The sequence below is a fragment of the Edaphobacter sp. genome (genome assembly GCF_028283685.1).
Classification (GTDB): Bacteria; Acidobacteriota; Terriglobia; order Terriglobales; family Acidobacteriaceae; genus Edaphobacter.
In genome coordinates this window covers 237482-252947 of sequence record NZ_JAPWKF010000001.1, presented here as the reverse complement: position 1 = coordinate 252947, position 15466 = coordinate 237482, and the positions used below count along the sequence as shown (strand labels likewise).

7 protein-coding genes and 1 pseudogene are annotated in these 15466 nt (G+C 56.4%); 1 reads left to right on the top strand and 7 read right to left on the bottom strand.

All coding sequences use genetic code 11. The features are described from left to right. Positions 1 to 50 precede the first annotated feature (50 nt). A pseudogene (locus PW789_RS20010) lies at positions 51 to 707 on the bottom strand (polyketide synthase); the annotation flags it as partial. A gap of 251 nt (positions 708 to 958) precedes the next feature. Further along, a complete protein-coding gene (locus PW789_RS01045; protein WP_299370358.1) occupies positions 959 to 3151 on the bottom strand; it encodes a hypothetical protein in 2193 nt (730 codons plus the stop codon). Between the two features lie 403 nt (positions 3152 to 3554). On the opposite strand from PW789_RS01045, the gene PW789_RS01040 reads away from it, so the two are divergent. After that, on the top strand, positions 3555 to 4925 hold the full coding sequence (locus PW789_RS01040) for an O-antigen ligase family protein (protein ID WP_299370356.1): 1371 nt from the start codon (positions 3555 to 3557) through the stop codon (positions 4923 to 4925). Positions 4926 to 4942: 17 nt separating this feature from the next. On the opposite strand, the gene PW789_RS01035 is transcribed toward PW789_RS01040, so the two are convergent. From PW789_RS01035 to PW789_RS01015, 5 genes are all read right to left on the bottom strand, one after another. Beyond that, positions 4943 to 6298, bottom strand: a complete 1356-nt coding sequence (locus tag PW789_RS01035) for an oligosaccharide flippase family protein (protein WP_299370354.1) — start codon at positions 6296 to 6298, stop codon at positions 4943 to 4945. 216 nt (positions 6299 to 6514) lie between these two features. Then, positions 6515 to 8467, bottom strand: a complete 1953-nt coding sequence (locus PW789_RS01030; RefSeq protein WP_299370352.1) for a carbohydrate binding domain-containing protein — start codon at positions 8465 to 8467, stop codon at positions 6515 to 6517. A gap of 14 nt (positions 8468 to 8481) precedes the next feature. Then, entirely contained in the window at positions 8482 to 9276 is a 795-nt protein-coding gene (locus PW789_RS01025; RefSeq protein WP_299370350.1) for a hypothetical protein, read from the bottom strand. Between the two features lie 106 nt (positions 9277 to 9382). After that, positions 9383 to 14614 (bottom strand): hypothetical protein, encoded by a 5232-nt coding sequence (locus PW789_RS01020; RefSeq protein ID WP_299370348.1) that lies wholly within the window; start codon positions 14612 to 14614, stop codon positions 9383 to 9385. A gap of 223 nt (positions 14615 to 14837) precedes the next feature. Next, positions 14838 to 15107: a hypothetical protein gene (locus tag PW789_RS01015; protein WP_299370346.1), complete on the bottom strand. Its 270-nt coding sequence runs from the start codon at positions 15105 to 15107 to the stop codon at positions 14838 to 14840. Positions 15108 to 15466 lie beyond the last annotated feature (359 nt).

Here is a 15466-nt window from a genome sequence, read left to right as displayed (position 1 = left end):
GGCTTCAGCAGAACAAGCCCTCCCCCTTCGGAGCGGACATAGCCGTCTCCGCTAGCATCGAAGCTCTTACAGCGTCCGGTCGGTGACAGCATCGAGGCCTTGGAAAAACCGATCCAGGGCCGCACATGCACCAGCAGATTTACACCTCCTGCAAGAGCAGAAGAGCACTCTCCCGCCAACATGCTCATACATGCCTGGTGGACGCACACCAGGCTCGAAGAGCATGCCGTATCCAGCGCGACGCTGGGACCATGCAGATCAAAGTTGTACGAGATGCGATTTGCCGCGATGCTCAGGGAGCTTCCGGTATTCGAATATGCATCTGGCCCCTGTGGACCTACGAGGTGTGCATAGTCATTGCCGGAGATGCCAATGAAGACACCCATGTCGCTGCCCGCCTGGCCGCGAGGCGATAGATTCGCATCCTCCATTGCCTCCCAGGCCAGCTCAAGCAACAAACGATGTTGCGGGTCGACCTGTCGCGCCTCTTTTGGAGAGATGCCGAAAAACTCGGCATCGAACGCGTCGATTCGATCAAGGAATCCGCCTGCCCGCGTATAGACACGTTCTTCACGCTGATGGTCAGGATGATGCCATCCAAGATCCCATCGATCTCCCGTTGCCTCGCCGACGCCATCCCTGCCGGAGTGCAACAACTCCCAAAGCTCCGCGGGTGAGTTTGCGCCGCCCGGAAAACGCCCACTCATGCCGATGATGGCGATCTCACGGCCGGTATGACGACCTCGAGCGCCTTGCGATTTGGTCACCATGGAGCTGGAGGATTCGTTGGACGTGAAGGCCTGATCTGATCTCATCGACAAGGGATTATCTCTCTGTTCAAGTTGCCACAAAACAACTAAGGATCAAGCGCTCTACGGATAAAGAGAATCTGTCGCGAACACTTTCGAAAAATCTCAGTAGCATCATCTGCATGCGTGATGCGTTAGTCTTCGCTTATCTACAACTCCGATGAAGCCTTATCTGTCTTATCGGAATAGATCTCGTCGTACACTTTGAGCGGATAGGTATCACGCATGGTCGAGGCGTCTGTCCTGCCCTTCGCCGTCGGTCGTCGTCCTTCCACGCTGCGCACCATGGCAATAAAGCCATCATCTGCGTGCTGCAGACTCATGTCGTTGAGCACCGTTGCAACGCCGGCGACGTTCAAACGCTGCATCACCGCCAGCGTCTCCGTCAGATCATCTTTTGTGCTGAGCGCGGAACCTACGATTACGACCGTGATGTCTGCTAGCCTTGCAGCGAACTCCGCTTCGGTCGAGGTACTCAACGGCAGGGCTTCGATAAACAACAGATCGACGTTCTGCTTCAGCCTTTCGATGTTCTCTGCGACGAAACTCTCACGGCGAGGGCGTGTCAGTTGCGATTCACCAGAACGCGCGAGGCGCGTCTCCGTGGCGCGGCTCTCTGAGAGTCGAAGATGCTCCCAACTCTCTTCCCCATCGTCATCCGAGTCAGAGGCAAGCGACAGGCGCTGCAACGCAGAGGATGCCTTCATGATCAGAGTTCGATAGCCAAGCTTATCCATCTTCGCCGCGAGATTCGTTAGAAGACCCTCGATCTCGATATGTGGAGATGCTGCAGTAAAAACATAGGTGCGCGCCCCGCTCGTGGAGTGAGCCTGATCGAGACCGGCCACGAGCCGAAGCATGAATTCGTCCAGCACCCGGGGATCAACCTCATTGACTTTTGGAAGCACCGCCATCGGGGGGAAACCCAACGTCTTCTCTACATCGTTCCCAACATAAACATGAGGATCGAGCTTAAGCCGTATCCATGATGCAAAAAGCCCTAAGATGATTGCGAGTGGCAACGACGCGCCCAGGATAATGAGTTTCTTACTCGGGATCGGTTTCAGCGGCACCTCTGCGGGGAGCAGCAGGTGGACCAGTCCAGTCGACTGGTTTTCCAGTCGAATTGCAGCAATGGCGTTCTCCACTTCAGTCAGCTGATCCTGCAGACGCGAGATCTGCGCTGCTATATCTGCTGCCTGCTGAAGCTTCGGCGTCGCACCAGTCGCAATCGATGTCTGTTGCGAGAGCTGCGAATCGAGACGAGAGACGATGTCTGCCGTTCTCGCAGATTCGAGCTTCAACTTTTCCTGCAACTGCAAGGCAGCCTTCTCGCGCAGCTGACCGGTCATACTGTCGAGCGACTGATCCAGTCGCTGTAGTTCTTCCTGGTCTTGCTGATAAAGAGGGTTCTTTGTTGTCAGGCCCGCCATCTCTCCAACGATTTTGCTTCTGCGGGCGGCTATGGATTGCTTCAGCATTGCCAGCCCGGGATCATTTGAGATCAGCTCGCTGGAGGCGGCCTTCAGGGCAGCGGCAGAGTCCGGTCCATGACTGATGACCGAGGCTAATTGAGCCTCCGCAATTGCATGGGCGCTGCGAGCCGAAGCCAGCTGCGTGCGAAGCTCACCCAGCTGAGCGTCATACGGATTGCCGTTATCGCCTGCAGTATCTGCCACGCCCAGCGATGTGCTCAATCCCGCCTGGCTCTGACGGCCGGAGACTAACAGCGTTTGAAGCCTTTTCTGTTCATTCAGAAGGACTTCCAGCTGCTGCTGTGTCTGTGCCAGTTCATCCACCCGCTCCTTGCGAATGTATGCATTCGTAACCGCATTCACAACGTTGGCGATGCCGTAGGGATTCCCTCCACTCAGCGCGATCGAAAGCTGGTAGCTCCCCATCTCTCGCTCTACTTTCAGATCGTGCTGTAAGCGGGTGATAGCAGACTGCTCTGACTCTCCGGGCCGCGTCCACATTCCAGGGGCAACGGATTTCAACGCATCCGCAAGGATGTCGGAGCGGACGATCGTCTGAAGCTGCTGTTGAATATAGGTGTCGTATCGCGTCGGATCGTAGGTTCCGCCCGTTGCATCGGTAATCAGCTTCGCCTTGGCCGGCTGCACATAGATCAGCGAAGAGGTCTCATAATAAGGCGCTCGCTGCAGGCCGAAGGTAAGCAGCAGAGCGAACACGATAGCGCCAACTGTAATCGCGATGGTGCGGTACATTCTGACGCTGCGCGTCAGATCACGCTTGAGCTGTTTGAGTTGCTGAGAAGGAGGCACATCGGCGTCGGTCTGTTGTGACGACTCCGGCGATGGCTTAAAGATGACCGGATTCATGAAACTCCTTCAATGGCCTCTGCGAACTGTGACATGGCGTCCTGCGGGATCGCCATCTGAACTCCACCATTCACAGCCGACAGCGCCGGATGGTGTGGCATGGTATTCGCAATAGGATAAACCGCCCCTGAATATCAACTATTCCTCTTAAGCGTTAGCTCATCGTTTCCGGTCGGGCAAACTGCGCACAGCCTCCCGGCTCCAGAGAGCGCTCCGGGGGCTGTATAAGCGGGAACATTTGCAGAATCGTAGGCAATCATACCAAAACCATCTTGTATGTCATCCTGTTTCTCACGGTAGATCAAGGCTTTCGCTTTTTTGTCTTCATCCTGGGGCATCTCTCCCTATACTGGAGAGGCCTGCCCGCGAACGCCGGGCAATAGGCCGCCAGCCGACGATCCTCATGGAGTTCGCCACACTCATTCCGGGCATCCTTTGTATCCTTGTCATGCTTCGCGGCAAGACCCCGGCGGCACTTCTGAACGTCTTTCTACCGGTCCTCCTTCTCGTCCCTGTCGATTACTACCTCACCGTCCGCCCCATCCCCCCCATCAACATGATCATTGCCGTCATGCTCCCGCTTGGCGCGGGGATGCTGGTTTATGACATCGGACGCTGGAAGCTAACCCGTATCGACCTCTGGGTTCTTCTGTTTTTCTTTAGCAGGGGTTACACCGAATATGCTACCGGCCAGACAAGCGCGGCAATTCTCTCCTATTTCACCGTGCTGGCCACGGGCGTCATTCCCTATATGGTCGGCAAGCTGCTGATCGAGCAGAATGGTATCCGGGTAAAGTTTGTAACCCGTTTCGTTCAGCTTCTCTTCATCGGCTGCCCGATCGCCTGGTATGAGTACGTCAGAAAGTCCAATGCCTTCCAATATTTCTGGAGCCACTTTTATCCAGGGCAATGGTCCGGGTGGGTCACCTCCGTGCGATGGGGCTTCGGTAGGGTCGCCGGCCCATTTTCGCAATCCGAGCTTGCCGGCATGGTCTACTTTGCAGGACTCATCTTTACCATCTGGCTGGGCTACCGCAAGTACAAAGTCCGCAACGATATCGCCAGCTCTTCAAAAAGCCCTCTGAAGAATCCCAGGCTGGTTCTTTGTGTCATAGGCTTCACCCTGCTAACGACCCAGGCACGCGGTCCATGGCTTGGAACCATCCTTGCCATGTGCATAGCATGGGTCGGCCTGAGTAAAGTCCCCAAGCGCCGTGCGGCTCTTGTCCTCGCCCTTGGGATAATCGTTGGCATACCCGGCTACTATGCGGCAAGAAACTATGCCTCTGGCCCCAGAACTGACTATGGAAGCGAAAAAGAGACGGCGCAGTATCGCGCTCAACTGATCGATAACTACCTGCCGATCGCACAGGCTGGCGGTGCCTGGGGATGGGGCGCCATGGGATACCCGCACATCGGTGGTCAGGCGTCCATCGACAACGAGTATCTCCTGGTCTATCTCGGTGGGGGATATGTCGGGCTAGGCTCGCTCCTTCTCATCGTCGCCGAAACCATCCTTGTCCTTATCCGGCAGGCGTTTAAGACAAGATCTGTGCGGGACCGCCACTTCATCTTCTCTCTGCTGGGAATCTTTATGGGAATAGCCTTCACCCTCACCACCGTCTTCCTCGGAGCCCAGAACTACGAACTCTTCTTCCTGATCGTGGGATGGGCGCAGTCCATCAAGGCGATCACGCGGTCGGAGATGCTCCCGGAACGAGCGGAGGCCTACAACATGCTCAACCAGCCTCTGAACATGCGCGTCTATACCTGAAAACCTGAAACTTCGATTTACAACTTGTACCGCAGGAACATGCAGCCGCCGAGGATGGCGAGAAAGATTGCCGTCATCTGCAGATCCTGGCGGAGCGGACGTACGCCTTCACGTGTTGTTCCCGTCTGAATAACCAGATAGAGCGGAAGATCCCCGGCGGCAATGGCAATCACAGCTCCAAACAAGCCCCAGAAGTGGAAGGCCAGCGGAAGTCCGACCAGCATGGCCACGCAATATGCCGCGTTGCCTGCTGCGTTATATCTCGGCTTTCCCAGGGAAAACAGGACAGGCGCGGTCGTTTGATACAGCAGCGTATGCCAAAGTCCAAGGGCGAGGATCGGGATCATCCAGGCGGCGTCCTGGTAGCGCTTATCGTACAGATGCGTGATGATGAGGTGACCCCACGTAACCATGATCGAAAGCAGACCCGCTCCAACGAGAAGAATAAAAAAACGATAGTGCAGGAACTTCGCCCGAAACTCCGGCATTGGCATATGAACCATCTTCGAGACGAACGGATAAGCAACACGATTACTAAGTGCCAGAATGATTGCTCGAGGAATATCGGAGAGCGAGTAGGCAAGGCCGTAGATTCCCAGTACTGCAAACGGAACCAGTCGGGCCAAAATGAGTCGATCGGCCTGTGACGCAAAGAAGAAAAACGCCGTGCCGATCATGATCCATTTCCCGAAGTGGACGATGTTGTGGACGGAATTCTTATCCCACCGGAAGCTGTTTTTGATGCCGGGAGCGATCGCGGGAATATGGCTCAGGATGAGGCGATAGATCGTCGAAATAACCTGTCCGGCAATGATCGCCCAGACAGAAGGCCAGTAATAGGCCCAGATGATCGTCACAATCAAAGAAACGACTGCCATGCTGCCGTCAATGAAGAAGAGACGACGAACGCCAAGATGTCTTGCGAGCGACAGCAGATTCGTGCTGTTGAAACTGCCGATGAGAGTACTCAGTGCAAGAACTGGAAGCAGGACCGTAAGATGGGAGTCCCTGTAGTATCTGGACATCGGCCAGCTGAGAACTAATGCAGCGACCATCAGCACAACACCACGAATTATCTGAATCGTCCACGCGGTGTTAAGAAAATCCGGCTCGTCTCCATGAGGCGACTGAATGACGCTCGGCGCCAGTCCAATGTCTGAAAGAAGGTTGATCCCGACGATCAGCGTCGTCAGAAGTGTCATCTCGCCGAAGTAGGCCGGAGCCAGCAGCCTCGTCAGCACAAGACTGCTGACGACACGAAGCCCCATACCCGAACCGTACTCGAGGATCGACCAGAAGGAGGCCCTCAGGGCCTTCTTTTCAAGGACACGCTGTACGCCGGGTGCATCTTCCGTCACAATCTCTGAACCCACCGTGGCATATCCCTTTTATGTGCTGGAAATAGCTTCCAGTTTACTCACATGCCAGCTGTTAATCGAGAAGCATGTCTTCTCACCATAACGTGCTTGCAAGGCAAGCGATATAACACTTCGGTACCGTTTAGTACCTCCTGAAAAGGAATAAAAAAGCCGGGCAGCGATAGGAAAATCTCTTCCCTATCACTGCCCGGCCAAAGAAATCGGCAATAGCTATTGCTGCCAGGTAAATACAGTCATCGAGTATGCCGGCAGCGAATACTGTGTCGACGGCTGGAAGTTAGAGATTGCTGTCGTCGTGATATTCACCGTCGAATTGGTCTCGTTCGTGTCCGTAATGTTGGCCGACGTTAGCTGTCCAACCGTTACCGCTCCGGTCGGCGCGTTGACTCCTGTGAAGGTAATCGGACGAGCTGTCGTACGGCTAAGGTTGAAGACGATCACGCTCCGTTTGTTGGCTCCATCACTGAAGGCAAAGCTCTGGATCTCATGAGCTCCGTTTAGCTGGATGGAATCGTTCGTGCTCAGCGGTTGCACCCAGGTCGGGTTTGCCCCCGAAGCTGTCGCCTGCAGCATCGTCGGCAGGATCGCGGTGTTCGCCAATTGCTCCGCCAGGTAGGTAGGACGACGCAGATTAGTCTGGCCGCCCATGTCAATGACCGATCCGAACAGAGGCGTCGTCTCCGCAGCCCCCGTCGAAGTGTTGGTGAAGCTGTTCGTATATCCAGGAAGCGCCCAAAGATTCTGCGTCGTAATTCCCAGGTCACGCACCATGAGCAACATGTGGTCGGCGACGGTGAGACCCGCTCCCACAGATGCAGCAGCTCCGTTCAACGTCGCTTGATTTGCCGTTCCAGAGAGCGTGCTCAGGTTGACTTCATACACCACGAGCTTCGTATTTCCGCTTTTGGCATACTGCCCATTCTGATACATCGTTCCGGTCGACACGCTGTCCTGCATCTCCGGCTGCGCAAACATGGGGCCGAAGATTGCTTCGTTTGAAGACGTATCGTTCAGAGTGTAATAGAGATATGGCGCAACAGAAACGGAGTCGAAGTTTGAGCTGCTCGCCATCTCCTGGCTGTTCCACCACGGGACATCTGCCCATCCTCCCATTACCAGATCAAAGCTTGAGGCGTTGTAGTAAGGAGAGCTCTTCGCCGCACCAAAGACCGTCGCAACACGATTGCCATAGGCTACCGGATCATTGATCGCCGATCCCGGGAAGGTACCCCAGTTCCACTGCTCGTTACCAAGTTCCAGGTGAATAACCGGGAAGACCGATGTCCAAGGTGCTGCCTGTCCCATCGCTGTACGCTTGGCACCATAGGTCGTCGACGAATCTCCAGCAAGGTACTCTATCAAATTCTGCATCTCTGTCGGAGAGGCCGCAGCCGGAATGTTGTAGTACGGCTCAGCACCCACCGTCTGACACAACTGCAGGAACTCGTGCAGACCCAGCGCCACGTCATCGTATTCACTGGCGCCATTTGCGCCTGCACGCTGACGGGCAAAGGCCGGAGCGATGATGTTATCGATCGTAGATCCCGTGTTGGAGCCATCGTTGTAGCGTAGAACCCCGGGATTGAGCGTCTTCAACGTGTCGACCACCTCGTCACGGAATGGCGTCGGATTCGAACTTGTGACGGTAACTGGCGTCACGCTTACGTCATCCAGCAAGACGCTCGCGCCGCTCACGGCAAACTGAAGCTTGGCTGGTCCAATAGCTGTTCCAGTCTCATTTGCCGTGAAGGTGTAGGTGTAGTCCTGCCAACCCGAAGTCAGCGTCACCGTCTGGTTCACATAGACGAGATTGCTGCTGGCGAGATTACGCATAAAGCTCAAACCAACCTGGTTGGTTCCGCCAACGCCCTTGGCTTTGAAGGTGATCTGATACTGCCCCTTCATCTGTACGAAGGAACGAGTCGTGTAGCTGTCGAAGTACGAAGCCACGGTAGCGGATTGCCCCGATCCTGCAGCCGTTACGCGAAGTGCCTGCGTTCCCGGCGTCTCTGCGGAAAGATCCGAGTACTCGGCTGTCAACGTCGCGCCACCGGAGGTGCTCGTCCACCATCCCGCTTGCGGATTTCCAGGGAACTTCATGTGGATGATGACAAAATCACCCACCTTAGGAGCCGCGGACGGCGCCGCAAAGTTGATGGTCACACCAGCGACATTTTCTACCCGACACCGCGGTGCTCGAGGTCACTGTACCGGTCATGCCCTTCGCGCCACCATAGATGAACTCGAAGGTCGCCCCCTGGGCGAAGTTCGCCGGCCATTGAGACCACTGAGTGCGCGTCGGTGCAGCTGGTTGTTGTCACCGCAGTGCACTTCAAGATCGACTGCCAGATCTCGCCCTCGAATCCCGGGTTGCGGAAGACAAGGTTGCGCAGCATCTGACTGGAATCATAGAAGGCCTGACCCGCTATGTTCATGCCAAGGCGCTTCACGCCGCTCTGCGAAACTGTCGTGCCGATATCAATATTGGTAGCCGATCCCGTGGTTCCTCCCGTGACCGTAATCGTCACTGAGGCCGTCGCCGTGTTGTAGTTTGCCGTATCTGTAGGTGTAAACGTCACAGAAAGTGGGTTCGTCCCCGCACTGAGAGAGACACCCAGCAGTGGGTTATACAGAAACGTGCCCGGAACCGATGCCGTCGCATTCAGCTGAAGCACCGAGAGCAGCGTCCCCAGAGAGATCGGAGCCGGGGTCGGCCATGTAATTGTCGGTGTCGCTTTATTGATCACTAACGTCACAGAAGCTGTCTGAGTGCTCTGTGTCTTGTCGGTTGGAGTAAACGTTGCCGTCAGCTTTTGCGTACCGGCAGACAGCACCGCGCCAGCTGCGGGGCTGTAGGTGAAGGTGCCCGCAGTGGTCGACGATGCATTCAGTTGCGTCGAAGAAAGCGCTGTACCGTAGGTGATCGCTGCCGGCGTCGCCCAGGTGATCGCCGGTGCTCCGGCATTGACCACGAGAGATACCGTCGCCGTGGCCGAGTTGTAATTGGCCGTATCGGTCGGCGTGAAGGTCGTCCTCAGAGTAACCGTTCCTGCCGCAGGAGCCGTTCCCGCAGCCGGGCTATAGGCAAAGGTCCCAGGAACAGAGGCTGTCGCATTCAGCTGTGTCGTTGAGAGGGCTGTACCAGCAGAGATCGCTGCATGGTACAGCCCAGGTGATTGCAGGAGTCGCCTTGTTCACCACAAGCGTCACCGATGCCGTCTGAGCGTTCTGCGTCTTGTCCGTCGGTGTAAACGTGACAGTCAGCTTCTGCGATCCGGCAGAAAGGACGGTTCCACTAGCCGGGCTGTAAGTGAATGTGCCTGCAGCCGAAGCAGTAGCATTCAGCTGGGCATTCGAAAGAGCCGTGCCGTAGGTGATCGCTGCCGGTGCTATCCAGGTGATTGTCGGCGTCGACGCGTTGACCAGCAATGAAACACTTGCCGTGTTCGAGTTGTAGTTGGCCGTATCTGTTGGCGTAAACGTCGCTCTCAGATTCGTCGTCCCCGCCGAGAGTGTTGTACCTGCCGCCGGGCTATAGGCAAATATTCCAGGCACCGATGCCGTCGCATTCAGCTGGGCCGCCGAGAGCAAAGTCCCCTCAGAGACTGCAGCTGGTGTCGTCCATGTGATCGTGGGCGTCGCCTTATTAACCACCAACGTTACCGATGCTGTCTGCGCGCTCAATGTCTTATCGGTGGGCGTAAAGGTCGCGGACAACGTTTGCGTACCTGCCGTCAAAACAGTTCCAAGAGCCGGACTGTAGCTGAACTGTCCAACGACCGAAGCTCTCGCATTCAACTGCGCCGTCGAGAGAGACGTGCCATACGTAATGGCTGCCGGTGTTGCCCAGGTAATCGTCGGCGCTGCCGCATTGACGACAAGTGAGACGCTTGCCGTATTCGTGTTGTAGTTAGCGTTGTCCGTCGGCGTGAAGGCTGCCGTCAGTCCAACCGTTCCTGCCGCTGGAGTCGTTCCCGCTGCGGGACTGTAGACAAACGTTCCCGGAACCGATGCCGTCGCATTCAACTGGGCCACTGAGAGGGCCGTTCCTGCGGTGATCGCTGCGGGTGTCGCCCAGATGATTGTCGGGGTTACCTTGTTCACAGCCAATGCCACCGAGGCGGTTGCCGTCGTGTAGGAAGGATCTGACGGCGTAAACATCACGGTCAGCGCCTGATTCCCTGCAGGCAGAATGGTGCCTGCTGCCGGGCTGTAACTGAATGTTCCTGGAACTGATGCCGTTGCATTCAGCTGGCCTGACGAGAGAGCCGTCCCGTACGTGATTGCAGATGGAGCTGCCCAGGTAATCACCGGCGTCGTCGGCCCCACCGGCCCCGACGGCGAGTTGACAAGCAGATTCACCGTCGCAGTCTGAACCTGGTAGTTAGTCGTGTCGCTTGGCGTAAAGCTCGCCTTCAAAACGGCGTTCCCGATCGGAAGCACCGTACCAGCCGCGGGTTGATACGTGAAAGTACCCGCAACAGAAGCCGTGGCATTCAGCTGGCTCGAAGAAAGCACCGTGCCATAGATAATCGCGGATGGCGTAGTCCAGGTGATCTCTGGCGTTGCCTTGTTCACCACCAGCGTCGAGGAAACGGTCTGGGGGGAATAGTTCGTCGTGTCCGCCGGGGTAAAGGTTGCCGTCAGCGTCTGCGTGCCTGCAGTCAGAACCGTACCAATCGACGGGCTGTAGGTAAACGTACCGGCAATCGACGACGTCGCATTCAACTGCGTTGCGGAGAGCTCTGTGCCATACGTAATGGCTGCCGGATTCGGCCAGTTGATTGAGACCGAACCGCCATTCACGCCGATGCTCACCGACTTCTGGGCGCTCGTATAGTTCTCCGCATCCGTCGGGGTAAACGTTACGCTCAGTGTCTGCGCGCCGGTGGTCAGCATGCTGCCTGCCGCAGGAGAGTAGACAAACGTTCCCGGAACGGAAGCTGTCGCATTCAGCTGACTGGAAGTCAGTTTCGTTCCGTAGCTGATCGAAGAAGGTGCCGTCCAATTGATCGTCGGCGTGGCCTTATTGACCGTAAGACTGACCGATGAAGTTTGAGTGGAATAGTTCGTCGTGTCGTCCGGCGTAAAGGTCACGCTCAACGCCTGCGTTCCTGCGTCCAGCGCGGTACCCTCTGCCGGGCTGTAAACGAACTTTCCGGAAACCGAAGACGTCGCATTCAGCTGCGCTGCAGAGAGAACAGTTCCATAAGTGATCGCCGACGGAGTTGCCCAGGTAAGCGTGGACTTGGCTCCCTCAACCTGCAAAGTCACCGTCTTCTTGACCGGCAGATAGTTTGCGGTATCGATGGGGGTGAAGCTGGTGGACAGCACCTGATTGCCAGCGCTAAGCACCGTTCCCGAAGCCGGGCTATACGTGAAGGAGCCGATGATTGGAGCGGCGGCATTCAACTGCGTCGCCGACAGCGCCGTCCCGAAGCTGACGGGCGAAGGCGTGTTCCATGTAATGACCGGACTTGCCTTGTCCACCTGCAGCGTAGCGCTCGCCGTCGAACCAGCGTAGTTCGTTGTGTCATTCGGTGTGAACGTCGCCGTCAATGCGTTCGTTCCCGCCGGAAGCTCGGTGCCTACCGCCGGGCTGTAGGTAAAGGTCCCGGCAACGGACGAAGACGCATTCAGCTGTGATGCCGATAACTTGGTACCGTAAACAATTGACGCCGGGGAGGCCCATGTAATTTGTGTGGCTGCCTTATTCACGACAAGCTTTACGCTCGTCGTCGCCGATGAGTAGGTCGTGGTATCGGTAGGCGTGAACGTCACGCTCAGCGGCTGGGTTCCGGCTGAAAGAACAGCTCCGATCGTCGGGCTATAGCTGAACGTGCCGGGTACCGATGCCGTGGCATTCAACTGAGTAGCAGTCAACGCCGTGCCATAGGCAATTGCAGCTGGTGTCGTCCATGAAATAGCAGGGGCCTGCTGTGACGCATTCGCAACCGTGACACTGATCGACTTCGTTGCCGTGCTGTAGTTGGTCGCATCCGTCGGCGCGAAAGACGTTGAAAGCATCTTTGTGCCAGCCGCCAGCATGGTGCCTGCCGATGGGGAATACGCAAACTTGCCGGGCACCGATGCTGTTGCATTCAGAGCCGTCGTCGACAGGACTGTTCCAGCCTTGAGAGATGCCGGGACGACCCAGTTGATCGAGGGCACCGCCTTGCTGACGACCAGACTCACTTTTGCGGTCTGCGTCGTATAGGTCTTATCCGACGGTGTGAACTTTACCTGGAGGGTCTGCGTTCCCGCAGTAAGAACCGTGCCGAGAGCTGGCGTATAGGCAAACGTTCCTGAAACAGACGCCTTCGCATTGAGCTGTGTCGCCGAAAGCGCCGTTCCATAGCTGATCGCAGCAGGTGTTGCCCAGGTGATCGTTGGAGTTGCAGCATTGACGAGCAGTGAAACACTCGCCCTGGTCGAGCCATAGTTGCTGCTATCGGTCGGATCAAATGATGCCACGAGCGTTGTCGTTCCGGCAGTTGGCGTCACTCCTGCCGCAGGGCTGTAGGTGAACGTTCCAGGAACAGAAGACGTTGCATTCAGCTGGGTCGACGACAAGGTCGTTCCGTACGTTATGGCCGCTGGGGTCGCCCAGGTGATTGCCGGCATCGCCTTATTGATCACCAGGCTGACAGAGGCCGTCTGTGCGCTGTAGGACTTGTCGGTCGGAGTAAAAGTCACCGACAATCTCTGAGTACCTGCGGACAAAACCGCACCTGCCGCAGGGCTGTAAGTGAAGGTTCCGGGAATCGAAGACGTCGCGTTCAGCTGCGCCGCGGAGAGTGCTGTTCCATAGGAGATAGCTGCGGGAGTTGCCCAGCTGACCGTTGGTGTTGAGGCATTCACCGCCAGCGAGACACTTGCAGTATTCCCGTTATAGTTGGCGGAATCGGTCGGTGTGAATGTCGCTCTCAGAACGGCTGCACCTGCAGACGGTATCGTTCCAGCGGTCGGGTTGTAGGTAAAGGTTCCGGCAACCGATGACCTCGCGTTTAGCTGTGCAGCCGAAAGCGCTGTTCCATAGCTGATGGATGCAGGAGTTGCCCAGGAGATCGTCGGCGTTGCCTTGCCGACAGACAAGGTAACGCTGACTGACTGGGCGGTGTAGTCCGTCGTGTCCGTTGGCGTAAACGTCGCGCTCAGCGTGTGAGCACCAGCAGGGAGAACCGTACCCGCGGCCGGGCTGTAGGAGAACGCTCCCGGTACGGAAGCCTTTGCACTCAACTGCGCCGCGGAAAGCGCGGTCCCGTAGCTGATCGCTGAAGGTGCGGCCCAGGTAACAGCCGCCGTGCCCTTATTTACAACCAGGTTCACCGTCGCAGACTTCGTCGAATAGTGCGTCGTATCCGTCGGCGTAAACGTCACCGAAAGAGTGTGAGTTCCTGACGAGAGAATTGTTCCAGTCGCCGGACTGTATGCAAAACTTCCGGCAACCGAGGCCGTTGCATTGAGCTGTGCCGCGGAAAGCGATGTCCCGTAACCGATCGCAGAAGGAGTTGCCCAGGTGACGCTCGGGGCAGTCAGCGTTGCGCCCGTTGAGCCCGTACCCGTGCTAATGCCAAACAGCTTCCAGTCGGTCGGGGCCGCAGAGAGAGTCGGCTGGAACGGCAGAACCGACGACAGCCGGTAGATTGCGTCTACGTTGTTCGTCGGGTTCAATGCGATATTCAAAATTGCCGCAACCGTGTTCGCGGGTGTAGCCGTTGTTCCGGGAGGCGTCGCCGCGGCAAACAGAGTCTTGCAGGCTGTCGAGGTGCTGGAGGCATTCACGCAGCTCGCCAGAGAGTCCGCGAGCGAGTTGAGCTTGGTGTACACCGCGCTCGAAGACAGTGCCGTACCAACAGTGAGATTTGCGATCGTGCCCGCCTGTGCGTAGGCATTGGCTAGATCCGCAGCATTACTGCTGGCTGCTGCAACGTCAAATGAACTCGGATTCATGTACTTCGCAAGCGCATAGACCGAGGCGATCGTCGTGATCTCGTTCACGTAGATCGGCGTCGCGGCCTTGATGTTGCTGCACGTTCCCAGATCCGTCATCAACGCGATGCTGCTGTTTGAGCCCGCCCCCGGATTCCCTCCCGTCGCCACCACGTAGACCTGGTCGCTCGCATTGACGCACTTAAAGGTTGCCGGTAAAGAAAAAGTGCCCGTGGCGTTCGTCGAAACCACTGACGATAAAAGCTTGGTCGCCGAGGTACCCGCCCCTTTCGTACTCGCCGCATAGACCTGAACCGTTGCGCCGGAGATCGGCTGCAAACCGCCCTGTACCGTTCCCTGTACCAGCAAAGAATCCACAACGGAACTCGATACAAGGCCGCTGCCGCATCCCGACAGAAGAATAGAAGCAACAACGGCACCTGCGGACAGAACCTGAGTAAGCAACTTGCGGGGAGAAAAGGTGTCTATCACTGTAAACTCACTGTTTCAGAACAATTGGGTTTTGGGCACACCTCACGCATCCGGTCTGGATGAACACAATGTTTCGTGACATGTGAGCTTTAGCTCGAGGTACGGATCTCTATCTGGATGCCAGGACGGAACGGGTTGTTTTACCCGTGATCACCATCAACTCTTCGGTGTAATCCATTGGGGTCCACTCCTCCACATCAGCTACCGCGGTGGAGGATTTTCTGAACGGAGCGGAGAGGCTTACCAGATCGTCGACGAGTGCCGACAACTCGCGCAGCAACTTACCCGACTGTGCGAGATCGTCTCGATCCATACGGAGAAACTTCGCTGCAGCAAACTCTGTTTCAGGCATCATCACTGGATTGTGGGCCGATTTCATGGGGCAACCTCTCGCATCGTAAGTACCAAGGGCCAACTGAGATGAGAAAAATACAACAAGGGTTCAAACGTTCAGAGTGCTGCTCTTGGCATCGACTCTATCGGCTAGGGATGGGGCAACCTATCCCACGAAAGTACAACCGGTGTTACGCAAACGTGAAACAGTAAACGAAACAATTCATTGCAAATACGGCCTATAAATGCGTCGTCGGGATGACCGAAGCGTCAGCGGTACCATCCTGATCTCGTCACAGCAACACACGACGAGTCGCTCAGCACAAAAGGGCCCGAGGGATATCTTTGACACGCTCAAACAAATGTCTTGAGTGTTCAAACAAAGTCATTGCAATCTACTGGCCA

Bases quoted from the DNA above. Each gene is read 5' to 3' on its own strand.
- PW789_RS01045 (WP_299370358.1), bottom strand. From the start codon at position 3,151: ATGAATCCGGTCATCTTTAAGCCATCGCCGGAGTCGTCACAACAGACC.
- PW789_RS01015 (WP_299370346.1), bottom strand. From the start codon at position 15,107: ATGAAATCGGCCCACAATCCAGTGATGATGCCTGAAACAGAGTTTGCT.
- PW789_RS01040 (WP_299370356.1), top strand. From the start codon at position 3,555: ATGGAGTTCGCCACACTCATTCCGGGCATCCTTTGTATCCTTGTCATG.